This is a genomic window from Rhizobium sp. AG207R, assembly GCF_027109195.1.
GTDB lineage: Bacteria > Pseudomonadota > Alphaproteobacteria > Rhizobiales > Rhizobiaceae > Rhizobium > Rhizobium dioscoreae.
Genome location: NZ_JAEPVT010000008.1, coordinates 315,371 through 337,946 on the forward strand (window position 1 = coordinate 315,371; position 22,576 = coordinate 337,946).

Annotated in this window: 17 protein-coding genes and 2 pseudogenes; 10 read left to right on the forward strand and 9 right to left on the reverse strand. The window is 56.1% G+C overall.

The genetic code is table 11. The features are described from left to right. Window positions 1-267: 267 nt before the first annotated feature. Both JJQ51_RS21100 and JJQ51_RS21105 read right to left on the reverse strand, forming a co-directional pair. On the reverse strand, window positions 268-951 hold the full coding sequence (locus tag JJQ51_RS21100) for a fumarylacetoacetate hydrolase family protein (RefSeq protein ID WP_442967342.1): 684 nt from the start codon (window positions 949-951) through the stop codon (window positions 268-270). A 318-nt stretch (window positions 952-1,269) separates the two neighbouring features. Then, complete coding sequence (locus JJQ51_RS21105; protein WP_269245285.1) at window positions 1,270-2,541, reverse strand: Glu/Leu/Phe/Val family dehydrogenase; 1,272 nt, start codon at window positions 2,539-2,541, stop codon at window positions 1,270-1,272. Between the two features lie 502 nt (window positions 2,542-3,043). Here JJQ51_RS21105 and JJQ51_RS21110 point away from each other — a divergent pair. Next, a complete protein-coding gene (locus JJQ51_RS21110; protein ID WP_269245286.1) occupies window positions 3,044-3,829 on the forward strand; it encodes an SDR family oxidoreductase in 786 nt (261 codons plus the stop codon). A gap of 172 nt (window positions 3,830-4,001) precedes the next feature. Here JJQ51_RS21110 and JJQ51_RS21115 read toward each other — a convergent pair whose 3' ends face one another. Together JJQ51_RS21115 and JJQ51_RS21120 are read right to left on the reverse strand one after the other, a co-directional pair. Further along, window positions 4,002-4,274 carry a hypothetical protein gene (locus tag JJQ51_RS21115; protein WP_269245287.1) on the reverse strand — a complete coding sequence of 91 codons (273 nt, stop codon included), beginning with the start codon at window positions 4,272-4,274 and terminating at the stop codon, window positions 4,002-4,004. A gap of 174 nt (window positions 4,275-4,448) precedes the next feature. Further along, window positions 4,449-5,114, reverse strand: coding sequence for an alpha/beta hydrolase family protein (locus tag JJQ51_RS21120; RefSeq protein WP_269245288.1), 666 nt, complete (start codon window positions 5,112-5,114; stop codon window positions 4,449-4,451). Between the two features lie 421 nt (window positions 5,115-5,535). Here JJQ51_RS21120 and JJQ51_RS21125 point away from each other — a divergent pair, with 421 nt between their 5' ends. From JJQ51_RS21125 to JJQ51_RS21135, 3 genes are read left to right on the forward strand one after another with little or no spacing between them, the layout of a single operon-like run. After that, window positions 5,536-6,957, forward strand: coding sequence for a transposase family protein (locus JJQ51_RS21125; RefSeq protein WP_269245311.1), 1,422 nt, complete (start codon window positions 5,536-5,538; stop codon window positions 6,955-6,957). Further along, complete coding sequence (locus JJQ51_RS21130; RefSeq protein WP_442967337.1) at window positions 6,881-7,840, forward strand: TniB family NTP-binding protein; 960 nt, start codon at window positions 6,881-6,883, stop codon at window positions 7,838-7,840. Before JJQ51_RS21125 ends, JJQ51_RS21130 begins: the two co-directional genes overlap by 77 nt. Further along, entirely contained in the window at window positions 7,800-8,633 is an 834-nt protein-coding gene (locus tag JJQ51_RS21135) for a TniQ family protein (RefSeq protein ID WP_269245290.1), read from the forward strand. Before JJQ51_RS21130 ends, JJQ51_RS21135 begins: the two co-directional genes overlap by 41 nt. 81 nt (window positions 8,634-8,714) lie before the next feature. Here JJQ51_RS21135 and JJQ51_RS21140 read toward each other — a convergent pair. Next, window positions 8,715-10,229: pseudogene (locus JJQ51_RS21140) on the reverse strand (ISL3 family transposase); the annotation flags it as partial. A 336-nt stretch (window positions 10,230-10,565) separates the two neighbouring features. Here JJQ51_RS21140 and JJQ51_RS21145 point away from each other — a divergent pair. Both JJQ51_RS21145 and JJQ51_RS21150 read left to right on the forward strand, forming a co-directional pair. After that, window positions 10,566-12,758 (forward strand): SEC-C metal-binding domain-containing protein, encoded by a 2,193-nt coding sequence (locus JJQ51_RS21145; RefSeq protein ID WP_269245291.1) that lies wholly within the window; start codon window positions 10,566-10,568, stop codon window positions 12,756-12,758. A 125-nt stretch (window positions 12,759-12,883) separates the two neighbouring features. Further along, window positions 12,884-13,810, forward strand: a complete 927-nt coding sequence (locus tag JJQ51_RS21150; protein ID WP_269245292.1) for a hypothetical protein — start codon at window positions 12,884-12,886, stop codon at window positions 13,808-13,810. A gap of 25 nt (window positions 13,811-13,835) precedes the next feature. On the opposite strand, the gene JJQ51_RS21155 is transcribed toward JJQ51_RS21150, so the two are convergent. The 3 genes from JJQ51_RS21155 to JJQ51_RS21165 all read right to left on the reverse strand — a co-directional run bounded on the left by JJQ51_RS21155 (window position 13,836) and on the right by JJQ51_RS21165 (window position 16,932). Further along, entirely contained in the window at window positions 13,836-14,462 is a 627-nt protein-coding gene (locus JJQ51_RS21155) for a hypothetical protein (protein WP_269245293.1), read from the reverse strand. Beyond that, window positions 14,455-16,167, reverse strand: a complete 1,713-nt coding sequence (locus tag JJQ51_RS21160) for a S53 family peptidase (protein ID WP_269245294.1) — start codon at window positions 16,165-16,167, stop codon at window positions 14,455-14,457. Before JJQ51_RS21160 ends, JJQ51_RS21155 begins: the two co-directional genes overlap by 8 nt. Window positions 16,168-16,713: 546 nt before the next feature. Beyond that, window positions 16,714-16,932, reverse strand: a complete 219-nt coding sequence (locus tag JJQ51_RS21165) for a biotin/lipoyl-binding protein (protein WP_269245295.1) — start codon at window positions 16,930-16,932, stop codon at window positions 16,714-16,716. Between the two features lie 1,101 nt (window positions 16,933-18,033). On the opposite strand from JJQ51_RS21165, the gene JJQ51_RS21170 reads away from it, so the two are divergent. Next, window positions 18,034-18,339 carry a hypothetical protein gene (locus JJQ51_RS21170; RefSeq protein ID WP_269245296.1) on the forward strand — a complete coding sequence of 102 codons (306 nt, stop codon included), beginning with the start codon at window positions 18,034-18,036 and terminating at the stop codon, window positions 18,337-18,339. A gap of 1,372 nt (window positions 18,340-19,711) precedes the next feature. On the opposite strand, the pseudogene JJQ51_RS21175 reads toward JJQ51_RS21170, so the two are convergent. Further along, a pseudogene (locus tag JJQ51_RS21175) lies at window positions 19,712-20,059 on the reverse strand (integrase core domain-containing protein); the annotation flags it as partial. 71 nt (window positions 20,060-20,130) lie between these two features. Here JJQ51_RS21175 and tnpA point away from each other — a divergent pair. Genes tnpA through tnpC form a run of 3 tightly spaced genes read left to right on the forward strand, consistent with a single transcriptional unit; the run spans window position 20,131 to window position 22,574 of the window. Further along, window positions 20,131-20,541, forward strand: coding sequence for an IS66-like element accessory protein TnpA (gene tnpA / locus JJQ51_RS21180; RefSeq protein ID WP_096772345.1), 411 nt, complete (start codon window positions 20,131-20,133; stop codon window positions 20,539-20,541). Next, window positions 20,538-20,885: an IS66 family insertion sequence element accessory protein TnpB gene (gene tnpB / locus JJQ51_RS21185; RefSeq protein WP_269245297.1), complete on the forward strand. Its 348-nt coding sequence runs from the start codon at window positions 20,538-20,540 to the stop codon at window positions 20,883-20,885. Before tnpA ends, tnpB begins: the two co-directional genes overlap by 4 nt. Before the next feature lie 45 nt (window positions 20,886-20,930). Then, window positions 20,931-22,574 (forward strand): IS66 family transposase, encoded by a 1,644-nt coding sequence (gene tnpC / locus JJQ51_RS21190; RefSeq protein WP_269245298.1) that lies wholly within the window; start codon window positions 20,931-20,933, stop codon window positions 22,572-22,574. The last annotated feature ends 2 nt before the right edge of the window (window positions 22,575-22,576 follow it).

A 22,576-nucleotide genomic window follows, 5' to 3' on the forward strand; every position in this document is an offset into this window, starting at 1 on the left:
GCCCGGCACTTTTTACGAGCCGATGACTGGGGCTGGCGAGATCTCTCCCGAGCCCTGGGTGCAGTAGGGCAGCCGGTATGCAGTCCCACCTAATGTAGGTTGGGTTGCATCGCCATTCGGCTGCATTTGCTGAAATGCAATGTCAGGCAACGGACGGCAACGCGCCGGCCACCAAGGCATCAAGCCAGGTAGAAAATAGGAAAGTCATAGTTGTTCGCCGTGAGCTCCGTGCCCTGCAAGCACGGAGCTGCCGTCAATCTTTGAACCTTAGCCTGGAATGACGCGATTGGTGATTGTCCCAAGTCCCTCAATCGTTACTTGCACAACATCACCGGGCACCAGGCGCCCGACGCCCGAAGGTGTCCCCGAGTAGATCAAGTCTCCCGCCTTCAGTTCGACCAGGGTGGAGAGAGTGGCTATGGTTTCAGGAACGCTCCAGATCATCTGCGATAGATCACCCTTCTGCCGCGGAGCGCCATTGACACTCAGAGCGATGGCGCCGCGATCAAGATGCCCGACTGTCGCAACAGGATGGATTGGGCCGCATACGGCGGAGCCATCGAATCCCTTTGCCATAGTCCACGGCCGACCGAGCTTCTTTGCCTCCGTCTGAAGATCGCGTCGCGTGAGGTCGTTGCCGATGGCGTAGCCCCAGACGAGTTCGAGCGCGCGATCGGGCGTAACGCCGTGACCGCCGCTCCCCAGAGCAATTACGAGTTCGGCTTCGTGCTCCAATTGGTTCGTGTTGCTGGGATAAAAGATATCGGCGCCATGTTCGATCAGCGCATCCGCGGGCTTGTCAAAGAAGAACGGTGGCTCACGGCTCGGATCATGACCCATTTCCCTTGCGTGATCCGCATAGTTCCGGCCGACACAGAATATTCGCCGCACCGGGAAGCGGGCGTCAGATCCTTTAACGGGAAGGCTTGCTATCGCAGGTGGAGTTATCACATAATCGGTCAAGAGCTGCTCCAAGTGGAAAAGGTTAAGGGGATAATGGCTCGAGTACCCAACGTCGTAGCACTGGCTGGGTATCGATGAAGCTACGGTCGCGGGCCTGCCGAAAGACTGTTCGGATGGGTTGGCTCCTCGCAAATGTGCCGAAGACGAACCGTTAGAGGATCTGGTACAAATTGAGCGTCGAAACCAAGATCTGAACCAGCGCAAATACTAGAACATGAAAAGCCACGATCAGGCGGATACCTATATCTTGGGAAATCGGCCGATCGCTGCTTTCCCTTCTTTCGGCGCTTCGCTGTAAGGAGCTGTTCAAGGGAACAGACCCCGCATGCGTTTCGCCTCGAGGACTCTTGTCACACCGATTGTCAAGGCAGCGTCTCGATGCGAGAGCTGCTCGGCCCTCGCCTTGGCGATGACGGCTTGGAAGGAGCGCTCGAGAGTTCGATACAACCGATCCATGACCTCCGTTTCATCCCAGAACAGTTGCTGGATTCCCTGGACCCACTCGAAGTAGCTAACAATAACACCACCCGAATTGCACAGAATGTCTGGTATGACGAAGATGTCGTCGCCCCGATCGCGTAGGATACGATCAGCTTCCGGCGTGGTTGGACCATTTGCTCCTTCTGCAAGTATTCTGCACCTGAGCTTGCCGGCATTGTGCGCGTCGATAACCCGCTCGACGGCTGCTGGAACTAAGATATCGCATGGCTGAACGAGGAGATCGTCCGGGGCAATGGAAGACGCGTTCTCGTAACCGGCCAGACTCCCGCGGCGAGCCTGATAGGCGACTAGATCTTCGATATCGAGGCCGCGCTCGTCAAAAAGGGCGGCTCTATCGTCACTCACTCCGATGATTCTGGCGCCTCGTTCCTTGAGAGAGGCGGCCGCCACTGAGCCGACATTGCCAAAACCCTGAACGATCACCGTTGCGCCAGAAATATTGACACCGGTCATTTCACAAGCTCGAGCGATGAGATAGCTGACCCCTCGTCCTGTCGCCTCGCGACGTCCAGCAGTCCCGCCGGCAGAAACTGGCTTCCCAGTGACAACCTCGCTCACCGTTCGACCCAGGTACATGGAATAGGTGTCCATGAACCAGGCCATGACTTTCTCGTTGGTCCCGATATCGGGAGCCATTACGTCGACATGCGGGCCGATAAAGGGGATCATCTCCTGCATATATCTACGCGAGAGGGATTCCAGCTCTCTTGGGGAAAGCAGCCTTGGATCAACGGCGATCCCACCTTTTCCACCTCCGTACGGCAAGCCTACCAAGCCGCATTTCCAGCTCATCCAGATGGCCAGTGCTGCCACCTCGCCAACCTCAAGATTGGGCGCAAAGCGGGTGCCGCCCTTGGTTGGACCCAGGGTGAGATGATGTTGAACCCTGAACCCCTGAAACACCGCTACAGAGCCGTCATCTCTATGGATCGGGCACGAAACAGCGAGGACACGCTTCGGCATAAAAACGCGTTCGCGTTCGTCCAACCGAATTTCGAGGTGATCCGCTACTTGATCGAACTGCCGGCGCGCCATCTCGAAAACAGGGCTGGCCGAATAGACATTATAAGACGACATCAAGCTTCCTCCGCCGCAGCATCGGTGCGGGAGCATTAGGTGAAGATGTTTGTGGTGTGCCGCGAACAGCTTGGTTTTCATAACCTATGCTGCGCGTTGTTGAGTCAGCCGTTGCTCTGAATTCGCGGAGCGATCATCAGCCGGTATGCATTGCTGGCTCCTCCTAGAGCGTGGTGTATGCGGCCGACACTGCACACGATCCCAATTCCTCAGGACGGGTGAATCCCAAGGACGAAGCAAGTTTAGGGCGCCACGGCTGAAAACAAAACCTCGCTCTTTGTTCGTTCAAACCTCAGATTTTATGAATTTCACCTCGCCAAATCCGTTGACGATCGCCGCGCTTTTTCATCGTCACAAACTCGGTGAAGCGTTTACCGACGATCAGACCTTCGGGTTCCATAGAGCGACTCCAACAAAGTTTTTCTATTGTTTGAAAGGGAAAAAACGGAGGTTTCCTCGAGTGATTGTGTTGCCATAATGGGCCGAAACACGGGAGGAAGACTTGGATCTACAGCTAAACCAAAAGACGGCACTAGTATTCGGCGCAGGCGGTGGCCTTGGTGGTGCGATTGCAAAATCGCTAGCTGCGGAGGGCGTTTCCGTTGTGGCGGCCGATATCGACGAGAAAAGTGCGAAGTCCACTGTGGACGCAATCATCGCTGAAGGTGGTCGCGCCATCACTCTTACTTGGGATATCGCAGACCTGTCCCTCATCGAGCAGAATCTCGAACAGATCAGGACGTTGTTCGGTCCTGTTGATATCTTGGTCAACAATACAGGCGGACCACCGCCGACACCGGCCGCTGGTCAGTCGCCGGCGGACTGGTCGAAATACTTCGACATGATGGTCCGGTCGGTCATTGCGGTCACGGATGCCGTTCTGCCGAACATGCGTCAACGGCAATGGGGCAGGATTATTACCTCGACATCGTCAGGCGTCGTCGCTCCCATTCCCAACCTTGGGATATCCAACAGCCTTCGGCTTGCACTTGTTGGCTGGTCGAAAACCCTTGCTCGGGAGATCGGCCGCGACGGCATCACATCGAATATTGTTCTGCCGGGCCGCATTGCTACAGGTCGCATCGTCTTCCTAGATGAGCAGAAGGCTAAACGGGAAAACAGGCCGGTAGCGGAAGTGACCGCAGAAAGCACCGGCTCCATTCCCGTCGGGCGATACGGTCATCCGAAGGAGTATGGTGATACGGTCACGTTCCTCGCAAGTCCTTTGGCCTCCTACATTACGGGCTCAGTGATACGCATCGACGGCGGTCTAATTAACAGTATCTGAGGTCGCATCTCGGACGCTGCACCCATTCATGTAGATTGACCGGAAGAGGACGGCTGGTTGTCGAAGGATAGAAAAATGATCTTCAGCTCGAGCGCCAAGGTGCCTACATGCAATCGCCGTAACAAGGTGTGTTGACGATGGTTCATCCGATCGACGGGCTGACGGATTTCTATCAGGGCAGTTGCTGCATAGGGCTCACTGTACTCGGCCTCATGTGCGAGGCGTCGAAGCTGGAACCGGAAGCAAACCGCGCGATCGTTTGTGAAGGGCGATGCTGGTTGAGTTCGTCGATGTCGAAGCTATGACGTCGCCGCCATTCAGCTTCCATCGCCCTCAGGTCCAGCTCCAGCATCTCCTTCAGCAGGAGATGAGTATCGGTGAGCTGCCTATGTTCTGGCACACCCTGGAAATTTGCCACACCGGCAATCAGGTTTGCCACGATCAATTTCTATCCCTCAACGGCCGCTTGAGCACGATCGATCGCTACCGATAGGTTGTCGTCGGGCAGCCTTTTTGTATCTCGCCATCAGACATATCCTACCCATGCGTTATCATGGATTTCAGGTGCTTGGCGATCTCGTATGAGCGATCGTCGGTTCAAGTCCCATCAAGAGCGCCTTTAGTTCTCATCCGTGGAACGAAGATTCTGGCGGAAGAATTCGAGAACGTCCGTATCGAACATCTTGTGAAACGCGGCGCGGTCAAACCCCGCCTGATCCGCGCAGATTTCCCGCTGCGATTTGGTGAAATCGGGCGGGCATGGCGCGAGGAAGGCGAGGTGGCCCGAACCAGGCACGACATGGAAATCTGGCTTCCTTGGCAGATTGGCAACCAGCGCGGCGACATTGTCAGGCAGCACGCCGTCACCGCCATGTTCCGAGCCCCAGAGTTGGATCGGAACGTCAACTGCCTTCAGGCTCTCCTTCGTCGAAAAGAAGCTCAGCGGATCGGCAAGCACGAGGGCTTTTATGCGCGGATCCCGGGCAAGCGGTTCGGCCGGTATTTCGTTACGGCGGATCTCGCCGCAGATGGGAGCTGGCTCAGGGCATGGCACTGTAGGATCATGAAAATCCGGTACAGCGCCCGCAAGGACCAGGCCAGTATAGCCGCCGCGCGAAAATCCGAAGAAGCCGATGCGATCTGGATCGATCTTTTCTGCCTGCGACCAGCCGGAAAGTAGGAAATCGATCAGTCGCTTGATGTCTCGCGGCCGCTGAAACATGATCGAGATATCGCCCGACCGGCTGAAATCGGAAAAATTGTCGCCGGGATGATTGAGCGCCACTACCAGGAAGCCGGCATCGGCTAGTGTTTCCGCTATATCGTGATGGTTGAGCGAACCGCCGCTGTCGCTTTGCTCTTAAAGGCGAGATAACAGCTTCAACGAAATTAAAGGCATTTCTTTGTCTCTAAATCTGATATTTTGCCTTTAAATTTGAGATTTTGCCCCTAAACTTGATATGGGGTTCACAGGGGACCGGCGGCTGGCTGCTATGGATGGGGAAGGGGACCACACTGGGACAATCGGTGCTGAAACCGCGCGGAGAGCGGCGGTCTTACGGCCACTTGTTCAGGATTATCTTTCTGGCAAGGGCAGTTTGGAGAGTGGCATTCATGATGCAGTTTGGGAGTTGGGCGTAAGCAGGGCAACGGTTTGGCGTTGGATACGGCGCCTTGCCGAGGACGGCGGGCGGACCAGTGCGTTGGTGCCGAAGAAGCGTGGCCGCCGTATAGGCGCAACGGTCATATCTAGCGAGATCGAGACGCTCATTGAAGAGTATCTTCGTCGCTACTACTTGCGACGGGAACGAGCGAGCCTGTCGCGGGTAGTGTCGGAGATCAGGATGGCCTGTGGTGAACTCGGGCTACAAGCGCCGACGCGGCGAACAATTCAGCGACGTCTTGATGCGATGGATGAGCGTGAGGTCATGAAGGCAAGAGAGGGCGCAAAGGTAGCGCGTCAAAGGTTTGCGCCGGTAACAGGCAAAAACAGGGCTGAATTACCTCTGGATGTCGTTCAGATCGACCATACGCTTGCTGACATCATCCTTGTCGACAGTTTTGAACGCGCACCAATCGGGCGTCCTTGGGTGACGCTTGCGATCGATATCGCAACGCGGATCGTCAACGGCTACTACGTCAGCTTCGATGCGCCCTCGCGTCTTTCGGTGGCACTTTGCCTTACCCGGGCGGTGGCGCCGAAGGCAGAATTACTCTCCGATATCGGCTGCAATGCCCCTTGGCCAGCACAGGGTAAACCGCGCAGCATCCATGTAGACAACGGCCGTGATTTCCGATCCAAGGCGTTTCAGGCCGCCTGTTTGGAGTGGGGAATTGAGCTTGCCTACAGGCCTCAAGGGAGTCCCCACTTCGGCGGGCACATCGAGCGGCTGATTGGCATGATGATGGGAGCTGTCCATCTATTGCCAGGAACCACGCAATCGTCCGTTGCCGCCAAGGGCAGCTATAAAGCCGAAGTCAAAGCGGCAATGACCCTGAGCGAATTCGATAGCTGGTTCGCCCTGGAAATCTGCCGCTACAACAACGGCATTCACTCGAGCCTCGGTTGCACGCCCGTCGCCAAATGGGAGGCTTTGGCCGCGCAGATGTCGAGCGATATTCCCTTCGACATGGATGCGTTTAAGGTGAGCTTTCTGCCAAGCGAACAGCGCCAGGTTAGGCGAGACGGTATCCATCTATTCGGTATACGCTATTGGTCGGATGTCTTGGCAGGGCACGTTGGTCGTAAAGATGGGAATGTTATCGTGCGGTATGATCCCCGCGATCTTTCGTCGATCTGGGTCGAACTTGAAGAAGGACGTTGTATCGAAGCGCGGTACCGCAACCTGGAGATCCCGCCGGTGTCGCTGTGGGAATATCGCGAGGCCATGCAGAAGGGCCGGGCTTTGGGCAGAAAGGGATCAAATGAAGTAGTACTTGCCCAATTGATTCATCAGCAACGCCAGATCGCGGATAAGAGCCGCGTGCGGACCAAGGCGGAACGCCGGTCCCGCGAGAGACAAGATCAATTGAAGGGGGCAGTGCAGACGGATGGATCATCCGAGGGGCTGCGCCCCGTGGACACGGGTGATACGTCGCGGCCGCTGTTCAAGGTGGAGAGATGGTGAGGTGAGAGCTGAAGGATCAGGTGAACACGGTCGCATCGCCCTCATTCAATCGGACATCTGGATCGGATTTCCTCGCGCGGAAAGTGTCTTGGACAGATTGCAGTTTCTTCTCGAAGCGCCGAGGCAGACACGCATGCCAGGTCTTCTCGTCCACGGCGCCTCAGGCATCGGCAAGACGATGATCGCCCGGAATCTCTCGCGCAGATACGCCCCGGAATATGATGCGATCGCAGGCATAACCCATACACCGCTTCTGCTGTTGCAGGCGCCGCCGGCTCCTGACGAGCGGCGATTCTATCTGCACATCCTCGCTGCCGTCGGTGCACCAGTCACGGCGTTGGGCATACGCGCGCAGAGTGTCGCCGCTCTCGAGGTCCGTGTCATTGCTCTGCTGCGCGACCTCGGTTTGCGGATGATCATGGTCGACGAAGTCCACAATCTATTGGCGGGTACACATCGCGAACAACGCCGTTTCCTCAATGTCCTGCGCTACCTCAGCAACGAACTGGAGGCCTCGCTGGTCTGTTTCGGGGTCAGCGAGGCAGTCGATGCCATCCGCGGCGATGTTCAGCTGGCCCGGCGTCTCGATGAGCATCACTTGCCAAACTGGCGTGACGACGCCGAATTCTCGGATATGATCCAGACCCTTATCGCGGCGATGCCACTCGCGAAGAAATCCAATCTGAAAATTAAATCCCTCAAGCAGATATTGGCGCTGTCCGGTGGAGTAACATCGCGCATCTTCTCTTTGGTCAAGGATCTTTCCATCGATGCCATCTGCTCGGGCGAAGAATGCATCACCGATGGCGCGATCGCCACGTGGTCTCCCGTCTGGTCGCGTCATGCGCCTGCGCAACGGCGGCTGGAGCAGGCAGGCCCGTAAACTGCGCCCGCTGCCAAAAACTGTCATGCCTACCCAAGACGAGTTGCTTTCCGGCTGGCTTAGACGGCTTGCAACTGCCAACTACTGCGATTTGGTCGATCTTCTGGCGCACGTTGGCCTGGATTATCGGTATGCGGTTTCCCTCGATTTCGGGCTCGAAGCAGGTACAGCCGAAAAGATCGCCTTGGCCGCGAGGGTTACTCCTGAACTTGTCCAATCGCTGACCTTTCCGGCATTGAACGATACCGAAGCTGCGCTGACCGCGCTTTTTCCATTCCAAGCCTGTCCGAACTGTACGATGCGCAGCCTCGCACTCAAGCATTGGCGGCGAGCTTGGGCATTCGACTGTGAAATCTGTGGGGCGATGCTCACGCCGACGTTACCCAAGTTGGGTAAGGCCGTCCCGTCTCAAAAATTGCTCCAGCGCGCGCGGACTGGGTCGGCTCTGCTTGAGCAAGCGGTAATGCAGAACAGCATCCGCCAAATCCGAAGGGCAATGCGGAGCGTCACCTTTACGATGGCGCTAAAGAATGTCCGCGGAGATCCTGCTTCGGCACTGCAGAGCTTCGATCCGGACATCCGCCTTTTCTGCCTCGCCGCGATTGCAGTGGTCCAGAAGCGTCCGCTACTCAAAGCAGCGTTGTTTGCCACTGGTATCGATGACTTCGCCACAGTCGCCTTGCTCCGGAGTGATCAAAAGGACGACCGCTTGCTCATAACCGTCGACCGGATCGGTCGCCAGATTGAGAACCGACGTCGCGCCTCAACATCAAATGCTATCGAACGGAGCTGATTGTCGTCTCGAATTTAAGGGCAAAAAGTGGCGTCTGTCGACACGCAACGCGAAAAATCTCGGAATTAAAGGCAAAGCGACACCGCGGCCATACATCTGGCGTTTCACAAGTTTGAGCTTGGTGATCTGCCCCTCCGTCTGGCCGTTCGACCATGGCGAAGTAATCGCGGCGCTGACGGCTGCACGGTCTTTGACGACGCCGTTGGCGAAGGAAGCTATCAAACCCGTTCGGGCTCTCTCCAACCATGGATCGAGATCAGCGAGGGATTTCTTGCGGATCATCGCCTGGAAGGCGGCGATGGCTTCCCGTGCCTCAACGAGCAGCGGCACGCCGCCCTCAATCGTCGCAACCGTCACGGTCTCAGACTTGGAGAGGTCGTCACGACCTATGGTCATAAGACGCGCGATGGTCTTGGCCGAAGGCGCTCGGCTCAAGGTGCCCTCGTCGACCTTATCCGCTTTTCGACGACGTGTGGCCCACTCGGTGACAACGCGAACGCACCCGCGGAACCCTTGGTTCTTGAGCTGCCGCCACAGCTCTGTCCCGTTCCGCTGTCCGGCCGCCCATTGAGCGTCAAGCCACGGCAGATGGAGTTCAAGCGAGTTCTCGCGGACACGGAAGACATCAGAGCGTTGACCACGCAACACGCGCCGGACCAGGCCGCGGCTGTACCCCGTTTGTCGGACGATCTCCTTGATTGCGGCTCCCGACTTGGCCAGGTCGAGAATGGCGGCGTTGGTGTCTTCGCGGCGAAGATATCCCTCGTACTGGATGCGCTCGGCGGCAGTCAGCAATTCGGGATTGATCGTGGCAGATCCGATCGCGGTTCGGATCTGGCGCATGGATTTGCGCACCGCATCGAGGAATGCCCTGCTGGCGTTCTCCATCAAATGCCAGCGGTCAGCGACCTGGGTCGCCTGTGGCAAGGCCTTGGCTGCAGCCGTCGCGTAACCACCACCGCGGTCGCGGGCGACGATGCTGATCTGAGGTTGGTCCGAGAGCCACGCCTGGGCCGTCGACGGCTCCCGATCTGGCAGGAGGGCAATGGTTTTGCGCCGTTCCAGATCGCAGATGATGGTCCCATAGCGTTGGTTACGTCGCCACGCCCAGTCATCGATCCCGATCACGGTCGGCGGGACGAAGCGCGGACTGCCGCGCCGCCGCACGACGCGCAGCAGCGTATCGTTGCTTACCGGCAGCATCAGCCTCTTGGCAAAGGTGGCCGCTGGCCTGCCACCCAGTGCAAGCCCAAGATGATGGACGATATGCTCGAGCCTGGCAGTTCGCCGCGCTGAAGGCGCGAGAACGTCCCCGTCGAAGCGCTCGGCAAAGATTCGCCGGCCGCACAACACTGCGTCGCAATGGAATCGTCGCGCTTCAATGACAAGCCTAACGGGCTTTCCCGCCAAGGGCAGGTCAGCCAAGCGCCGTTGATATCGACTGTGGATTCGCTCCGAGCTTGTTCCGCAGATCGGGCAACGGCTTGCTCTGCTCGCCGGCCGAACGGCGATCAACATTACCTCGTCATCGATGGCTGTATTGTCGACTACAAAGCCGCGAGGGACGAGCGTCGACGGTCGGAGCGAATGACCCATGGTGTTGATTCCTTGTGTGAAACCAACATCAGCCAGCATTTGATTTCATCAAAAGTGAGTCAGAGACCAAATCTGACGCCCTTGGCGGGTTATCGGCGTCCAATTTTGGGTCTGACTCAATCTCGCTGATGTTCTGGTTTCAATTGGCGCTATTTCCCGAGGAGAATCAGCGCCATGCGAGCCCAGTTCCGTCTCTCTGATCTTATCCCTAGCGAACTAGACGTTGATGAGGTGCGTGATGCCGGCGACGCGATTATGGTGTATTTAGAGAGGAAGAGGCGGGACCTTCGACGCTAGTATCGCCTAAATATCGCAGCGGGTGTAAAGCAGTTTCCAATGGGAGATATTTCAACCGGGACATCAAGTGAGGGAAAACTTAGTGAACGGAAAGAGGCTGAGGTCTTCTCAGAGCTCGCTTCGTTGTGTGTCTCCCCAGGATACATTCACGCGATAGCGTATTTCTGCTTCAGAGATAATCTGATCAAGTACAGCGGCCAGTTAGGTGTGAAAGACATGGGTTCCCACTATGAGGGTTCCAGTCTTCTTCGCAGTGAAATCTCCACTCTGATCGGACTGATGGCTCGATCGCCCATTGTGGTCGACATACCGGCACCGAGAATATTCCAGAGCTATATCGAACGCACCGATGAATTGATGAAAGAGCTTCATCACTCGATGATGGCTGAGGCTTTCTTTAGCGGAAAGGACTGGCATGCGCTATTCGCCGCAGGCAGGGATCCGTTCCAAGACGGAGCAGCCATGCGCGAGCCCATCTTTTATGGCGGCGAGTCTGCCTACAATTTCCAATACGAGGCGCTGACACAGTTGAAGTACGAGGCCGATGATGGCTGGCTCGTAAAGATGCGTGGTTTCAGAATTGCTGATGCACTCGCGGTGACGAAAGCCATAGGTGATTTTCATCTTCGTCGGCTCTCCTTACTTCGTAGGGAAATGCGCACACAGACTCCTGACCAGTGGACATTCCTTCCGGCGTTTGCCTTCACAACTGAGGACATCGCCACATCCTCGGGTGTTGAGATCCCCACCATTGAAGCGGTTCTCTCCTCGTTTCGTTTCGGAAGCAACGAGCGCAACGAACCCTTCGCTGGGTTGAGCGAATTCAACGAAACGAATGTTCGCCCAATTCTGCATCTCGGTGATGGCACTTACGTTTTGCTCCAGCACTACCAACTGCAAGAATCGCTCTATGAATCTCCGTTTTTCTGGATGATGGCGGATGATGACTATCGCGAGATCGAGACCAAAAACCGAGGTGCGTTTACCGAGTCTTATTCAAGCGGGTGTCTTCGGGCTGTCTTCGGAGACGCCCGCGTCCTGACAAACGTCGATATCTATCGCGGAAAAAACCGTTATGCAGAGGCGGATGCGCTCGTCCTCTTCGGCAATCACGCAATCGTCGTTCAAGCTAAGTCTAAGCGCCTCACTTTGAACGCTCGCAAGGGCAACGACTTGGCGTTGCGAGATGACTTCAAGAAGGCTGTCGCCAATGCGTACGATCAGGCACTTCTCTGTGCAGACGCACTACAGCGTACTGGCGAGTTCGTATTTCGAGATGCGACGCGAAAAGAACTGAAGATTGGGGAGCCTGTTGAATTCATATATCCGATGTGCGTCCTTGCCGATCACTACCCTGCGCTGACGTTTCAAGCTCGGCATTTCCTGAAGGTTAAGACCTCGGAGATCGTGCGTAGTCCGCTCGTGACGGATGTATTCACTCTCGAGGTAATCGCCGAATTTCTCGAAACGCCGCTCCATTTCTTGAATTATCTCGAACTGAGGGCACGCGCCTACGATAAGTTGGTCATCACCAACGAATTGATTCCACTCTCCTATCACCTCCGTAATAACCTTTGGCTCGATGACAAATACGACATGGTGAATCTCGGGGATGATTTCACGGCCCATATCGACGTAGCGATGGCCGTAAGACGCCAAGGGGCATCCGGTAGTCGTGAGATTAAGGGAGTTTTGACTCGATATCGCGGAACTCCGATCGGTTCGATCGTGGAGCAGATCGAAGCCGCGTCGATTCCACAACTGACCGAAGTGGGTATATGGCTGCTGCAGCTCTCGGACAGTTCCGCGAATGGTCTTTCGCGTGCCTTGGAGAACCAGAACAAGGCGGCCGTAAGAGAGGGGCACACTAAGGATATCTCGCTGCCCTTCAATGGACAGCGGGCTGGTCTGACGATTCATATCAGTTCGCTGCCTGATAACGTTGCAAGAGACAAAATCTTACAGCACGCTCGATTGAAGAAATACGACCTGAAAGCCGAACGATGGTATGGAATGGTCCTGCGTCCAGGCGACCTTCGTATCCGACTGGCCGTGGTGCTGACTGACCCGTGGCAGGCGAACTCAGAAATGGATGCCGTGCTTGTAAAGTTGCCGCGGCGCGCGCCGGCCGCACTTCACGAGGTCGGCTCGCGAGCGAGAAAGATTGGACGTAACGAACTGTGCTCATGTGGCAGCGGCGTAAAGTATAAGAAATGCTGTCTAAATCGATGACCGTTGGCGGCGGGAAATCACATCTTGGTGCTGGCCATGCGGTTGCAGCGAGCTTTTGGTATGTTCATCTGCGGGAATAGGCAGGCCAAATCGAAATTGGCGGGGCTTTTAGGGGTTGAAGAGCCATGGCATCACCATTTGATGCAATTCCAGACATTGTAATCGACTATGTGCGCGCGGTGTTCGGCGCGGCAAATGAGAAAGTCTCGACCACGATGTCGGTGCACCCCTCCATGCACGAGGAGTCGCTGGATCATATTCTGATCATGGAACTGACCGCATCGGCACCTGCATTCTTTGCGCAGGAACAAGTGGGCGTTTCCTTGGAATCCCATTGGCTTGGTGCGCGATGGATGCATGGACGTTGGGAGATCGCCGATATCGCGTTCTTCGTTCTGTTGCGTCGGCGTGGGCACTTAATCGACCGCAAAGTCGCACTTCTCCAAACAAAACGGCTTTACTCTCACGAAATAGCGGTAGTGCCAGTCGATGAGTCGGATTATCGCATCGGCATTGGCCGGCTTGCCGATCGAACCGATCAATCAGTGCCCATTTCGAGCCAGCGCATTTTCGGTTTCGATACCTCGTCTGTTTATCAGGCCACGCAGGCGGGCCACCGACAGATCGATCACATTGATGAGTATTTCGACCTACGCGGAATTCCTGTCTATTACGGATTTTATAATCCGTTGACCCTCCCGTTTCAAACCACCTATCCCGTGTTGAATGGGCGGCTTCCCATGTGTTCGAACGAAATCGGTTTTCGCGTTATGCCCTCTGAACACGTCCACGCCATTCTGCGGAACCTTGACGAGGGGCGCTCGCCGTCTGTCGATAATATCACCGCGACCTCGCCGCTTGATTCTGCTGATGCCAGTTCGACGTTGGGATGGCGACTTGAGCGCTTCATCGCAGACGAGGTGCTCCGATGCAAGCAAGGCCGAATGTTTGAGGACCTCACCGACCCAAATTTGCGTGGCCTATTGTATGAACGCTCCGCCCCAATCGCTGCGGCGATCACCATAACTATCGATCTAGGTGAGCGCGGCTAGGAATGGACCGTCTGATTATTGCTCCCTAGAGAGGAGGCTCAGTGACAGCCATGGGTAGCGGATCGACACGTCCCCAGAAGCGTACACCGGCATGAACGTAACGCCGAACGTCATGGCTGCGAATGCGGATTTGTTCACTATGGGGCGACGGTCCCGCATTGATGTCGATATATTCAGAACGGTCATAGATCCAGAGTTCCGGCGCAATTTCGCGCAAGTTCTTGCTCGTCCGTCCGTCGCCGTGCCGGACCACATTCGCGACGAGATATGCCTGCACTAGATCCTTTCGCACATTGTCTCGACTACCATTCAGTTCCTTGGCTTCAAAACACCGGTCTAGCAGCTTGGCGAAATCGCCTTCATAAATCTCGCGCGGATTCGGTGGCGCGAAGAGATGCAGCGCCCAATGACGTAGTTGCCGTTCGAACAGACCGGCGAGCGCCAAGACGAATGCTTTGGCCGCTTCGTTGTGTGTATGAGCATCGACTTGGGCCGCCATGAGGTCAAGATTCTCCTCAATTGAGTTCGCAGCGACGACCTCCCTCAGCACCGGTTCCGGCAGATTTTCCAGCACTGGCACGATGACACGTTGATAGAAGCGGTGGAGGTTGCACTGAAATATGCGCGGTAGCTGGTTCTCTAGATCATTCATTCAGTTTGACTCTGTTGCCCTGTTGATGTGCAGGCTGTTTGCTATCGGCAACAGGTGGCGATGGCATCGAAGTGGGGCATAGAGGATTGCAGACATATGGTTTGTAACTATTTACAAACGTGGCGATATCAACCGTTCCCCAGCCGGTTGCCAAATCGTAGCCAGCTACGGCCGAGTATCCACTGACGTTCTGAAAAGCGTTGTTCCCGACCGTAACGTCGCGAAATCCCAAAGCCGCTTCCGACGGGCCGAGCTTGTAGAAGATTGAATTCATGTTGCCCAAACGCGGGTTCGGCCATTTGGGATGCGTGTTTCCTGCCTGTGCTATCAACCGTGACACTCCAGCCCACATGGGGGCAGCGATGCTGGTGCCGCCCCACTGTTCCAACTGAAGATTGTTGCCGTGTTGGGCGTATATCATAAAACCGGGGTAAGCAGGACTTGCGCCGAAGGAGACGTCCGGAATGTCTCTCACAGAGTCGCTGGGCGTCGATGCGGTTTGGAAACTTGGTTTGCTAAAGATCTTACTTTTTCCACCACCGGTCCCGCTGATTATAGCGCCGTTGGCGCCAGTATCTTGCCAGACCTGCTCCGGCACTGAGCCGACATCATTTCCACTTGCATCTAGGTTTGGAGCAAATTTGGTGCCACCGACGGCGACGACGTTCTGGCTGGCCGCCAGTTCGCTGACACCCTGGGTGCTGCTTGGCATGCAGCGCTGGTCAAGTTGGGCAGATCCTATGTCGCCTGCGGAAACGAAAACGGATTGTCCTTGTGCGGCCGCCCGCGCAAACCAGTTGTCAAAGTCGTGATAGAGAGACGGAGCCGCCGCGCAGTAGCCATAGCTAATGTCAATCGCAGGGCAGTTGTTGTCCGAGATTGCGCCCTTTATCGCGCTGGCCAAAGTCGAGGAAATGTAAAGGCGAATTCTCGCTCCGGGTGCCACCGCAGTGCTCCAGTCAACATCAAGAAGAGCTTCACTTTCCCGGTTATCCCCAGTACGTCCAGGGTTTGAATTGTCAGGAAAGACCCGCTCCATCTGATAGACGCTGCGTTTAAGAAGAAGGTTGTTGAACCACTGGATCGCAATATCCGGAACGTCCGATGTTGCAGCAATTGCAATCCCGCAAAATGACTTGGGATGTGGTTTGGGAAGGGGATTATCGCTCCCCATGATGCCCGCATTCAACAACGGCAACTCGTCATAAAAGGTGTGAAAGTCACTCGGTTTGAACCCTGAGGATGGGTATAACAGCCGTCTGGAGAAGGGAACGGCTTGGGTTATATTGTTAAGGCCATCTATCGAGCCTATCGCGGTGACGAAACGGGCAGGGAAAAGTGGATCGTCGGTGCTTGCGTAGAGAATTCCGTTCGTTGACGTTGCAATGTGGATCGAAAAAGCATCCTCGACGAGGCGCGCATTAGCTTCCACAACGATCTTGTCTTGGTCCGCCTGGATTATCCGAAATTTTTGACTGTGAAGCCAGAGCTTGAGATTGACTAGAGTGTGTTTCGGCAAAGCAAAGCGTTGTCGGAATTCGCGGCGTGTTAGCCATCGGTGGTAATTTGGCGAGCCAGGATCTTGTTGCTCTTCAGTTAGCTTCCTCAGATTATCTAGATTTTGCGACTGGAGATTGATCTGCAGTCGTAGCATACGGCTGTCGCTAATCGCTTTCGGCAGTTTATCTCGATCGGCCAGTTCCACGTGGTTACCGCCCAACCGCGTCCTCGGTTCGGACTCGGCACTATGAACTGTACAGTTGAGAGAAGCTATAATTCCGGCTGCGCCAATTACCTGACAAATAATCCGCTTCATTATCAGTACCCCATTAGTAATTAAACGAGGAAAGCTTTTCTCGTGCAACATATCCCGAGTGCATGGGGGTCGTCTATAACTTGTTGAGCAAATCAGTTCTTATAGCGTTCGCATTAAAAACTTTGGGTGGGGTTTGAAATTAATTTTTTGGCGGCCTTTAGGTCCAAGGACGGGTTTGTGAACATGGATCTATACCGTTGCGATGGCTAGGGGGATTGTGCACGCGGATTGCATGAACCGCTCTCGTCTGTACAGGCATCAGGGGTTGAGCTGTCGGGGGTCAGAACAAGATCAGTGCGAAATAGTACGCTTAGGCGGGAAAGTGATGCTGGAGATCGACGTTCGTTCCCTAAAACGTGCGCTAAGTAGGATTTCACCCTAAAGCTTCATGTTGCAGCACAGGCCGTAAGTTACGGAAAATCTGTACGAATTCTGTTATCGTACGATTTCGCACTGATCTTGTTCTGGCCCCAGAAAATCGCCCTTCTTCACCATCTCACCTTCGCGGAAATGGATCTCCGTGAGATAGCCGCTGATCTGTGATTTGACCGTAACAGTCGTCAGCGATGTCACAGTGCCGAGCGAGGCCAGCCTGATCGGGATGTCACCCTTCGTCGCGGGTGCCACGGCGACCGACTGTATTGATTGCGACATTGGTCCGCCGGGCGGCCCACAGCCGAGGCCGGGATGGTTGTTCCATGGCTGGCGCCAGACGACGATGGCGGCAACTACAAGGACGGGCAGCAGAAACCAAGGCCAGGCGCGCCGGCCTTTTGCTCTCCGTAGCTAGACGGAGTCACCTGGTTCATGAAGAGGTTCAACGCGCTTGTCCATGGGGGTCACCGCAATGCTGGAATAGACCGAACCTGAAGAAGCGCGGCTTGGCGGATTATGAAAGGCAACATCAGATCAAGATCAACTAAATTCTACTTAATATACATATTGTTACGAACGGTACATAATGTATTACATTATTTAATACATCGAAATATCTGCGTCTTTGCGTTCGCTGGCTATCGCTTCTGTGGCAAGCGACGGGCAATTGTTGCAGGACTGGACGCCCAAATGCAGCCCCCACGAGCCATCGCGTCAATCCGCCATGACTATCTCCAGCCGTCATCACCAACTGCGCGCGGCGGCCATAAACCTGTGTGCGAAAATCGCTTGGGCATGACCGACAAAACGGGCCTGCGTCATAGTCTGGCAACTTCGCCGTTAAGTTTACCATGCCGAAGACGGGCATAAGCCGATCTAGCATCAATGATCTGGAGCGCCAGACGGCCGAGATTATCGCCTGCCTTGTCGAGGTTTCGCCGACGTTCCTGACGCTCACGCCTATGTTAACAATGTCTGCCGTCTCCGCGTCGGGCGCTTCGCTGCGGCGCTTATCAACACGACCGGCAGGCGGAGGAAGCGCTCCATTCGGTGATCGGGAAATCGTCCTCAAGTCTGGAGCCGCTCACCGAGAAGTTCACACCATCCCTTGCGCTGAACCTTGTGGCTGCCAACGGGCTTGACGGACAGCTCCCCGGCAATTACTAGAACTTTTATAATTAGCCTTAGCGCCTATGGTGATGTTGGATGAAGCCGTCACGCCTTGGCTCTTGGTGAGGATTGCGAGACGGAACCGCGGGCGTTCCGACTAATTGTCGGGAAGAGCCTTAACGCTGCGGGCAGAGGTGTTCTTTCGAAAACAGCTATAAAGGTAGCTGCCCGGTCTTGAAGGCCTCGATAGGATAGCCGGAGAGATCACTCATGTATCAGCCGGACACTCTCATCATCATTTTCGTTCTAGCCTGTATTGGCGGTGCTGCCGGAGCTAGGGTGGCGGGTGTTATTGCCTGGAAAGGGGCCGCCATCGTCGCCACCTCCATGACCATAACCCTCCTCATCTTTGTTTTAACCGGCACCGATAACCACTTTCTCTCTGTAGCTGTCAGCATGGGAGCATCCGCAATTATTGGTACGATGTTGAAGTTGGCCGCTCGCGAAACTGCAGCAGTGATATTGGGGTCTATTCTTGTCACCTTGCTGGCTGATGCGCCGGTGTTACCACGATGATCGCGTAGTGCTGATCCTTCTTTGTCTTGGCGACATTGGCGCACCTTGCGAGCGTGGCCCGGTCGAAGGAGTTGTCTAACCGTAGCTAGGTGTCGTATCCATCCGGGACGGGTCGACGGGCATTTCGTTGTCGGTAATAACATTTGTTTCTACTTTTCGAAATTCCTTGGCATGAGGGCATCGGGGATGGTTCGAGGGTTTGCGTAAGCCAAGCCAACGGGTCGATTTCGCTTGGTTGTTTATGCCGAACGTCTCTTCTAATGGGGAATATGTGATGCGTTCGCGGCCAGTTCGGCCAGGAGCAGATGGTTAACACTGGGCACAGTTCTCAAGCTCTGAGGGAATTCCGGAATTTCGGAACCGGTTAATGGGTCAAAATCGCTCAGCCTCGGCCTGTTAGTACGACATGAAGATAGGTGCCGTCGTTTCCATCGCCTCATGACCAAGCCACAGGCAATAGCCAAGCAGTCGACGCCTGTAGGAACTCCAAGCAGCGCCGTGGCGCGAGACATGGGGAGATACCTGCTTCAAGTAATGGGAGATGCAATGCTCGCATGCTTCAGAGACATATTTGTTTGGCAGCGGCTGCACGCTGTCACTCTCTTTGTCTGGGCCAACCTTGTCGGTTGCTATGCGCATATTATCGTAGATACTGCGACCGGTGGCCCCAACGAATACGCGGAATGCATGATTGTAGGCATCGAACAGCACTCATGTATTTGCGGGAGATAGGCCAAGACTGCAAATGCGCGGCTGTAGCTGAGCTTCGTATGCGCCACCTATAGCTTGGCATGCTCGTTGCCGATGATCTCTCAATCTTCTAACCAGTCGAACTGGAAAACTTCACAGGTTCGAATGCTAAGAGCACAAACGTGTCGCGCCCTGTTATCTGGAATTCTCTCTGCCAGGCCGCCTGCCATTCTCGAGCAACGGCTGCAACACGGCAATAGGAACCATCATGGCCGAGGGGCCCGTCAAGTCGGTGTATAATTGCCTCGGGATGCGCCATTGCTGCCGGCTCTTGAATTTCGGTTTAACACCGTTCAGACACATGTACTTGCCGGTGATATTCCCGGAAAGGCTGGTCCGGCGGCAAATCTCGCGGATCGATATGTGCTCTCGAAAATGCCAGCGTCGGAGTATATTCAGCAACGCCATGCCGATCACCTCAGAGCTCCCGCAGAAGTCATGCGAGGGATGATTGAAACATGGGTCAATTCTCGGTGATAACTTCCCGCAAGTGCCGAGGTAAATTTCCCCATTTATGCCGACGTGGACGACAAGGAGAGGTGGTCATTATTTTTTGGTGGCCTGCTGCGCAGTTATGATGGTCGGCGGAGAAATCGCCGCTGCGCAGTACCACATCACGTCATGGATTGGTTATCTTAGCAAACTCAGCAGGTGTCGGACGCCGAGGTCAGAAAGTGGTTGGTTCTCGTTGCAATCGCTTCGCCAGCTTAAAAGCGCTGATCGCGACGTGGGTTAGTGTTGAAAAGAGAGTTTCATTCAACGGCTCGTCTCGCAACCGCTTATCGAAGTTTTCGATGTTGGCGTTCTGGATCGGCTTGCCAGGCGCGATGTGATGCCATTCCACCTTGGTCCGATCCGTCCATTGCAGGATCGCGTTGCTCGTGAACTCGCTGTCGTTGTCACTGACGGTCATCTTCGGCTTGCCACGCCCCGCGATGATCCGGTCAAACTCACGGGCAACGCGTAAGCCCACGGTGAGGGCCGTCTTGCGAGGTTGATGCGAACATCGGAAGTCCTAGTGCAAACACTAGGAGTAGTCCTATGACCAAGCATCCGATTGAAGTGATCACGTCTGTCGAGCGCCGTCGGCGCTGGTCTCGCGAGGACAAAGAGCGACTGGTTGCAGCCTGCCTTGAGCCTGGTGCGGTTCTTTCCGAGATTGCCCGTGCGGCCGGCATCCACGTGAGCCAACTCTTTCGGTGGCGCAAGGAACTCTGCCGGATCGAGGAGCCGTCGACGCAGGTGTCGAGCACCTTGGTGCCCGTGATCGTTTCGGAGGCCGCGCCGGCAGCCCAGCCCGCTGCCTCAGAAGCGCCGGCCTCATCGCATCCCCGCCGGAAGCGCAGCGATGTGACGATTGATCTGGGCCGCGGTCGTCGTGTCCGTGTGGACAGCGACATCGACACGGAGGCACTTGGCCGCATTCTCGATTGTGTGCTGGGTCGGCGATGATCCCGGTTCCTGCTGGTGTGAAGGTCTGGCTGGCGACCGGCCATACGGACATGCGCAAGGGCTTTCCCGGTCTGTCGCTGATGGTGGAAGAGACACTGAAGCGCGATCCGATGTGTGGGCACCTGTTCGTGTTCCGCGGGCGTGGCGGCGGCCTGATCAAGGTCATCTGGCATGATGGTCAGGGAGCCTGCCTGTTCACAAAGAAGTTGGAACGTGGACGCTTCGTATGGCCGTCGGCGGCCGATGGGGCGGTCGTGATTACGCCTGGGCAGCTCGGTTATTTGCTGGAAGGTATCGACTGGCGGATGCCGCAAAAGACCTGGCGACCAACCTCGGTTGGATGAGCAAAAACACTGGAATAGCGGGGGCGAATATGATTCCATCTGGCCATGAACAGCCCTGTCGACCAGCTTCCAGATGACCTTGCCAGTGCGCTCGCACTGCTGGCGGAAGAGCGAGCGCTGCGTGTTGCTGCCGAGGTGGAAGCGGCGACAGCCAAGGCGGAAGCTGCCAGCGCAAAAGCGCTCGTGTCACATTCCGAGGCGCTGATCGCGCGGCTGAAGCTGGAGATCGAGAAGGTCCGCCGAGAGCTTTACGGCAGCCGCTCTGAGCGCACGGCGCGGCTTCTCGAACAGATGGAACTGCAACTCGAAGAACTCGAAGCTGATGCCGGCGAAGACGAACTCGCGGCAGAGATGGTTGCCAAAAGCTCGACCGTCAGGGCCTTCGAGCGCAAGCGTCCGTCACGCAAGCCCTTTCCTGAACACTTGCCGCGCGAGCGCGTCGTTATTGCCGCCCCATCCAGTTGCCCATGCTGTGGATCGGCCAAGCTGTCGAAGCTCGGCGAGGATATCACCGAGACCCTGGAGGTCATCCCGCGCCAGTGGAAGGTTATCCAGACGGTGCGGGAGAAGTTCACCTGCCGCGAGTGCGAGAAGATCACGCAGCCGCCAGCACCCTTCCATGTGACACCCCGCGGCTTTGCCGGCCCGAACCTTCTGGCGATGATCCTGTTCGAGAAGTACGCCCAGCATCAGCCGCTCAATCGCCAGAGCGAGCGCTATGCCCGAGAGGGGATCGATCTCAGCCTGTCAACGCTTGCCGATCAGGTCGGCGCGTGTGCTGCAGCCCTGAAGCCAATCCATTCGTTGATCGAGGCCCATGTCCTAGCGGCCGAGCGGCTGCATGGCGACGACACGACCGTGCCGATCCTGGCGAAGGGAAAGACCGATACCGGCCGCATCTGGACCTACGTTCGGGACGATCGGCCGTTCGGCGGACAGTCACCGCCCGCCGCCCTCTACTATTCCTCTCGGGATCGGCGGCAGGAGCATCCAGAGCGACATCTGAAGACCTTCACCGGCATTCTGCAGGCGGATGCCTATGGCGGCTATAACCCGCTGTTCAAGGCAGATCGCGATCCCGCGCCTCTGCGCCAAGCACTCTGCTGGGCACATTCGCGCCGCAAGTTCTTCGTGCTGGCCGACATTGCCACGAACGCCAAACATGGCAGCAAAGCCGCACCGATCTCACCAATGGCATTGGAGGCCGTCAAACGGATCGATGCCTTGTTCGATATCGAACGGGAGATCAACGGTCTTAGCCCCGAGCAGCGCCAGGAGCGCCGCCGCAAAGACAGCCAGCCGCTCGTCGAGGAACTGCATGACTGGCTCCAAACCGAGCGGGCAAAGTTGTCGCGCAGTTCTCCTGTCTCTGAGCCGATCGACTACATGTTGAAGCGCTGGAACGGCTTCACGGCCTTCCTCGAAGATGGCCGGATTTGCCTGACGAATAATGCCGCCGAACGCGCGCTCAGAGGCTTTGCTCTCGGAAGAAAGTCATGGCTCTTCGCCGGATCGGATCGTGCCGCCTTCATGGCCACGCTGATCATGACCGCCAAGCTTAATGACATCGACCCACAGGCTTGGCTCGCCGGCGTTCTCGCCAACATTGCCGACACGCCGATCAGCAGGCTGGAGCAATTGCTGCCGTGGAACTGGAAACCGACGCAAACAGCAGCCGTTGCGGCATAGGA